Annotated in this window: 9 protein-coding genes; 6 read left to right on the top strand and 3 right to left on the bottom strand. The window is 69.2% G+C overall.

Annotation, left to right across the window (positions count from 1 at the left end):
• Positions 1 to 764 (top strand): TerC/Alx family metal homeostasis membrane protein (locus ON27_RS17900; protein ID WP_043728297.1); only part of this gene is annotated, 764 nt, incomplete at its 5' end.
• Positions 765 to 768: 4 nt separating this feature from the next.
• On the opposite strand, the gene ON27_RS17895 is transcribed toward ON27_RS17900, so the two are convergent.
• Both ON27_RS17895 and ON27_RS17890 read right to left on the bottom strand, forming a co-directional pair.
• Positions 769 to 1,053, bottom strand: a complete 285-nt coding sequence (locus ON27_RS17895) for a YciI family protein (protein ID WP_043728294.1) — start codon at positions 1,051 to 1,053, stop codon at positions 769 to 771.
• Between the two features lie 26 nt (positions 1,054 to 1,079).
• The gene (locus ON27_RS17890; protein WP_083887645.1) at positions 1,080 to 1,646 is read right to left on the bottom strand and encodes an amino-acid N-acetyltransferase; all 567 of its coding nucleotides are present in this window, start codon (positions 1,644 to 1,646) and stop codon (positions 1,080 to 1,082) included.
• 142 nt (positions 1,647 to 1,788) lie between these two features.
• Between ON27_RS17890 and pgsA the strand changes: the two genes are divergently transcribed.
• The 5 genes from pgsA (at position 1,789) to pspM (ending at position 5,602) form a co-directional block, all read left to right on the top strand.
• On the top strand, positions 1,789 to 2,448 hold the full coding sequence (gene pgsA / locus ON27_RS17885) for a CDP-diacylglycerol--glycerol-3-phosphate 3-phosphatidyltransferase (RefSeq protein ID WP_043728287.1): 660 nt from the start codon (positions 1,789 to 1,791) through the stop codon (positions 2,446 to 2,448).
• On the top strand, positions 2,445 to 2,972 hold the full coding sequence (locus tag ON27_RS17880) for a CinA family protein (RefSeq protein ID WP_043728285.1): 528 nt from the start codon (positions 2,445 to 2,447) through the stop codon (positions 2,970 to 2,972). The genes pgsA and ON27_RS17880 overlap by 4 nt, the downstream gene beginning before the upstream one ends.
• 111 nt (positions 2,973 to 3,083) lie before the next feature.
• Positions 3,084 to 3,548 (top strand): helix-turn-helix domain-containing protein, encoded by a 465-nt coding sequence (locus ON27_RS17875; protein ID WP_043728281.1) that lies wholly within the window; start codon positions 3,084 to 3,086, stop codon positions 3,546 to 3,548.
• A 199-nt stretch (positions 3,549 to 3,747) separates the two neighbouring features.
• Positions 3,748 to 4,569, top strand: coding sequence for a phage shock protein PspA (gene pspA, locus ON27_RS17870; protein WP_043728278.1), 822 nt, complete (start codon positions 3,748 to 3,750; stop codon positions 4,567 to 4,569).
• A 142-nt stretch (positions 4,570 to 4,711) separates the two neighbouring features.
• Positions 4,712 to 5,602, top strand: a complete 891-nt coding sequence (pspM, locus tag ON27_RS17865) for a phage shock envelope stress response protein PspM (protein ID WP_051046723.1) — start codon at positions 4,712 to 4,714, stop codon at positions 5,600 to 5,602.
• Between the two features lie 10 nt (positions 5,603 to 5,612).
• On the opposite strand, the gene ON27_RS17860 is transcribed toward pspM, so the two are convergent.
• On the bottom strand, positions 5,613 to 5,813 hold the full coding sequence (locus tag ON27_RS17860; RefSeq protein ID WP_043728276.1) for a hypothetical protein: 201 nt from the start codon (positions 5,811 to 5,813) through the stop codon (positions 5,613 to 5,615).
• Positions 5,814 to 5,846: the final 33 nt, after the last annotated feature.

The raw sequence follows: 5,846 nt of genomic DNA, 5'->3' as shown, positions 1-5,846 counted from the left end.
TCACCGAGAAGGCGCTCTCGGTGGACAACCTCTTCGTCTTCCTGATCATCATGACCACCTTCGCGGTGCCCCGGATCTACCAGCAGAAGGTGCTGCTCATCGGCATCGTGCTCGCGTTGGTGATGCGCGGTGTCTTCATCGCCGTGGGCGCGGCCGCGATCAGCGCGTTCAGCTGGGTGTTCTACCTGTTCGGATTGTTTCTCATCTACACCGCGGTCAAGCTGATGCGCGAGAGCGGTCACGAGGTGGAGGTCGAGGAGAAACGCGACAGCCGCATCGTCGCGCTGGCCAAGCGGGTGCTGCCGACCACCGACGAATACGACGGCGACAAACTGGTGACCAGGATAAACGGGCGCCGTGCCGTCACGCCGCTGTTGCTGGCCCTGCTGGCGATCGGGTTCGCCGACCTGCTCTTCGCGTTGGACTCCATTCCCGCCATCTACGGGTTGACCGAGCAGCCCTACCTCGTGTTCACCGCGAACGCGTTCGCGCTGATGGGTTTGCGGCAGCTGTACTTCCTGATCGGCGGCCTGCTCGACCGGTTGGTCTACCTGTCCTACGGATTGGCGGCCATCCTCGCGTTCATCGGCGTGAAGCTGGTACTGCACGCCTTGCACGAGAACACGCTGCCGTTCGTCAACGGCGGCGAGCACGTCATGGTCCCCGAGATCTCCACGCCGGTATCGCTGGGGGTCATCCTGAGCATTCTGGTCGTCGCCACGATCGCCAGTTTGCTGCGCACCCGCGCCCAGGCGAACCGCTAGCCGCTCAGGAGGCGAAGGCGCCGAAGATCGGCGCCCACTCCACGGCGCGTACGTCGTCGATCAGGTTCTCCCGGGCGAAGGGGTCCTGCGCGAGCAGGTCCTTCAACCGGCCCGCGTCCTGCGAACGGAAGATCAGCAGCGCTCCGGACCCGTCCGGGTACGGACCGCTGCTGAGCAAGGCGCCGGACTCCAGCAGACCGGCCAGCCAGGCTCGGTGCTCGGGACGGTGGACGTCCCGGCCCGCGACGGTGGCCTCGGAGTAGACGTAATGGACGGCGAAGATCGGCACGGGTATCGCTTTCTGTGGGGCCGGACTCAGAGCGTCAGCAGCATTCGAGTATTGCCGAGAGTGTTCGGCTTCACATAGCTCAGATCGAGGAACTCGGCCACACCGGTGTCGTAGGAGCGGCACATCTCGGCGTACACCTCGGCGGTCACCGGCGTGCCGTCGATCTCCACGAATCCGTGCCTGGCGAAGAACTCCACCTCGAAGGTCAGCACGAACAGCCGCTGCAACTCCAGCTCACGGGCCACCGCGACCAGCCGTTGCACGATGAGCTTGCCCACACCGCTGCCCTTGACATCGGGGTGCACCGCGACCGTGCGTACCTCGCCGAGATCGGCCCACAGCACGTGCAGCGCGCCGCAGCCGACGACGCGGCCGTCGAGTTCGGCCACCCAGAACTCCTGCACCGCCTCGTAGAGGGTGACCAGGTTCTTCTCCAGCAGAATCCGGCCCGCGTAGACGTCGACCAGGCGCTTTATCTCGGGCACGTCGGAGGTTCGCGCGCGTCGGACGACCGGGGAAGAGCTCTGCGCGGCGGAGGCCGCGCCCGGGTACGCGTCGCTTGTCGAACCACCTAGTGGTCCCCGAGAGGTCATGGGGTGCACAGTAGTCGGCCCGGCTACCGATACTCTGAACGTGTGTCCCAGATCCTCCCGCTCCGCACACCGCATCGCGCCGGGCCGCGCGACGGCGTGCCGAGGCGGCCGTGACCCAGCGCGCCGCCGGTGAGGCGAGGGCATGAGCGTGCAACCCGACGAGACCGACCGCCCCTGGGGTCCGCCCGCCCCGATCCGGCCCGGATTCGCGACTGTCCAGGCCGAGACCGAAGCGCCGCTGCTCAACATCGCGAACGTGCTCACCATGCTGCGCATCGCGATCGTGCCGCTGTTCGTCGCGGCGCTGTTCGTGGGCGGTGGTCACCAGACCGGCTGGCGGATCGCCGCCGCCGCACTGTTCGGTGTGGCGGCGATCACCGACCGCTTCGACGGGCAACTGGCCCGCAAATACGGTCTCGTGACGGATTTCGGCAAGCTGGCCGATCCCATCGCGGACAAAGCGCTGATCGGGTCCGCGCTGATCGGGCTGTCGGTGCTCGGCGACCTGGCCTGGTGGATCACGCTGGTGATCTGCGGCCGGGAAATCGGCGTGACCCTGCTCCGGCTGGTGGTGGTGCGGCGCGGCGTGATTCCCGCCGGGCGCGGCGGCAAGCTCAAGACGCTGGTCCAGTCGCTGGCGATCGCCATGCTGCTGTTGCCGCTGACCGGGTGGGTCGCCGAGGCGGGTCTGGCGCTGATGTACGTGGCGGTCGCGCTGACTGTGCTCACCGGGTTGGATTACGTCGGCCAGGCCGCCCGGGTGTGGTTCGCGGGCGGGCCGGGGCGGAACCGCGGCGTATGAGCGATCCGCTGGTCGCCCGCGTACCCGCCAGTGATCTCGTCCGCGCGTTGGTGACTGTGCGGCAAACCGTGGCGACCGGGGAATCACTGACCGCGGGCCTGCTCGCCGCGACGATCGCCGGGGTGCCCGGCGCCAGCGCCGTGCTGCGCGGCGGTCTGGTGGTGTACGCCACCGACCTCAAGCACAGCCTCGCCGGCGTCGACGCGGAGACACTCGCGACCGAAGGCCCGGTCGCGGCGAGCACCGCCGAGCAACTGGCCGTCGGCGCCCGTACCCGCTGCCGCGCGGACTGGGGCGTGGGGCTGACCGGAGTCGCGGGCCCCGATTCGCAGGACGGACATCCCGTCGGCACGGTCTTCCTGGGACTGGCCGGGCCGGGCCATACCGAGGTGATGCGGTTGAAACTCTCCGGCGACCGGTGGACGATCAGAATCGGCGCGACGCACACGGCGGTGTCGGAATTGCTGCGGTGTGTGCGGGAGGCGGGCACGGATGCGGCCGAGCGCGTCGGGCGAGGCGGCTGAGACCGCCCGGGCGGGAACCACCGCCCCGGCCCCGACGTTGTGCCAGAAAGAACGGCATGCGTGGGGTCGCGAATCGCGTCGGCCCGGCGACCGGGAGCGAAGGAGAACGAGATGACGCTGCTGCGAGAGGCCATCGGGGACAGTCTGCGGCGTGCGCGTCTCGCCCAGAACCGGACCCTGCGCGAAGTGTCGACGTCCGCACGGGTGAGCCTGGGCTACCTCTCCGAGGTCGAACGCGGTCGCAAGGAGGCTTCCAGTGAATTGCTGGCGGCCATCTGCGAGGCGCTGGACGTGCCGCTGTCGCGAGTGCTGTGGGATGTGAGCACGATCATGGCGGGCGCCGACGGCCCCACCGCGGGCGCTGCCGTGGACGACGCCGCGGCCGCATCCGCCGCGGCGGCCGCCGAAGCGGAGCACACCGCGGCCGAGCCCGCGGCGCAGGGCGAGCCCGCGGCGGCTCCGGCGACGATGTCGGCAGCCGACGCGGCCGGCCGCCCACTGCCCTTGGCGGAGGACACTCGCATCGTCATCCCCGCGCCGCGATCGGACATGCTGGTCCTGGTGAAGGGCGCGTGACGTACCGCGAGACGTGGTCACGGCAGCAACGCTGCGGACCGGCGCGGAAAGCGGATAGATTCTCCCTAGGCGTCGGTTGGGCCGGGTTCGCCCGGCCCTGGTGCCACATGGTGGAGGATAGGCACATATCGAGTGCGTGACGGTCGCGCACTGGAGTCGCGCCGAAGCGCGGCATGTCAGATGGAGGCGGGATCAATCGATGGCTAATCCGTTCGTCAAGGCCTGGAAATACCTGATGGCCCTCTTCGACGCGAAGATCGAGGAGCACGCGGATCCGAAGGTCCAGATTCAGCAGGCTATCGAGGAAGCCCAACGGCAGCACCAGGCCCTTTCGCAGCAGGCCGCGTCGGTCATCGGCAACCAGCGCCAGCTGGAGATGAAGCTGAACCGGCAGCTGGACGAGGTCGAGAAGCTCAACGCCAACGCGCGTCAGGCCGTCCTGCTGGCCGACCAGGCCACCGCGGCGGGCGACGCCGAGAAGGCGATCCAGTACACCAACGCCGCCGAGGCGTTCGCCGCGCAGTTGGTCACCGCCGAGCAGTCCGTCGAGGACCTGAAGGTCCTGCACGATCAGTCGCTGCAGGCGGCCGCCCAGGCCAAGAAGGCCGTGGAGCAGAACGCGATGCTGTTGCAGCAGAAGGTGGCCGAGCGCACCAAACTGCTCAGCCAGCTGGAGCAGGCCAAGATGCAGGAGCAGGTCTCCGCTTCGCTGCAGCAGATGGATTCGACGCTGTCGGCGCCGGGCAGCACGCCGAGCCTGGACGCGGTGCGCGAGAAGATCGAGCGCCGTTACGCCAACGCGCTCGGCGCCGCCGAGCTCGCGCAGAATTCGGTGCAGGGCCGGATGCTCGAGGTGCAGCAGGCCAGCATCCAGATGGCGGGACACAGCAAGCTGGAGCAGATTCGCGCGTCCATGCGCGGGGACCAGTTGCCCGCGGGCGGCGCTCAGCCCGCCATCAACCCGGCCCAGGCGGAGGCGGCTCAGCCGCAGATGAACAAGGGCCAGGCGGCGCAGCAGTAGTTCGACCGCACGTCCGTCCGGACGGGCACGTGTCGGTGGGGGCTGGTTCACTGGAAGACAAGGCGTGAAGACCCGACCGGCCGGCCGTCGGCCGTGTCGGGCCTCGGTCTGTCCGATGTGTGCAACCGGTGGGAGAGAAGGTATGAGCGGCAGTGCATTTCGCGAGCGGCAGCTCGACACGCGGCGCCTGCGGGGTTCCGCGATGATCCGGGCCCAGGCCGCGCTCGCGCCGCAGCCGGGCAGCCTGCCGGACAGCATTCGTTCGGTGGGGGAGAACACACTGGTCGCGGTGCGGCGCTGGGCCGATCCGCGAGAGCGTGAGCTGCGTCGCCGCCGCAGAGCCCGTCGCCGGAGTTACCAGCTCGGCACCGTGTCCGGGCTCACCACCGTGGGTACCGTTGGCCTTGTAGTGCTTTCGGCGCCGGTGTGGGCGGTGGTCGTGGTCGGCGGCGGCGCGGTCGCGCTGGTGACCGGTGCGGCGCTGAGCACTCGCCGCTATCTGCGCCTGCGGGGCGCGCCGCTGCCGCAGGCGGCGTTCATTCCACGTAAGCAGCCGCCACTGTGGTCGAACGCGCGGCCGTCGATCGCGCGCCTGGTGCGCGCCGAGAAGGCGTTGCACGGGCTGGGCGTGCAGATCGCTCGTTCCCACCGGCTGCCCCCGGACGAGCTGACCGACATGCTGGAAACGGCCGCCTCGGGCGCGGGCGCACTGCACGCGCTGGCCGCGGACATCATGGCGATGGAACAGGGCCTCGGCGCGATGGGCAGCGCCACGTCGCCCGCGGCGGTCGCGCTCGCCGAGAACCTGCGGCTGACGTTGGGCAGGCTCGACACAGGCGTGGCGGAATACGAGCATGTCGTGGCCGCGGCGGGCCGGGTGCTCGCGGTTCCGGAGAACACGGTGGTGCGGCACAACTTCGACACCATCGTGGCGGATCTGCGGCACGCCTCCGACCGGCTGGACGGATGGGCTCAGGCGCTCACCGAGGTGGCCGACAAAACGGTGACCGCGTCGCCGCGGCCACCGATCTGACGGATTCGGGTCAGCTCGCCCGGTCCCGGCGGCGAAGCTCTTCGGCCTTCACGCGAACCGCCGCGCCCACCAGTTCGCGACTCTCGGCCATGAGGTCGAGTACTTCCCACGAGGCTTTGCGGGCGGCGGAGCCGACGATTCCCGCGATCGCCGAACCGTGTCGTCGTGCCGCGGCCGCGAGTTCTTGTGCCAGCTCGTTCGTGTTTTCCATCAGGTTCCGGCCGTTACGTGATTTTCAGTGTAT

Source organism: Nocardia asiatica NBRC 100129 (genome assembly GCF_000308415.1).
Taxonomy (GTDB): Bacteria; Actinomycetota; Actinomycetes; order Mycobacteriales; family Mycobacteriaceae; genus Nocardia; species Nocardia asiatica.
This window is presented reverse-complemented; position numbering and strand designations above follow the sequence as displayed.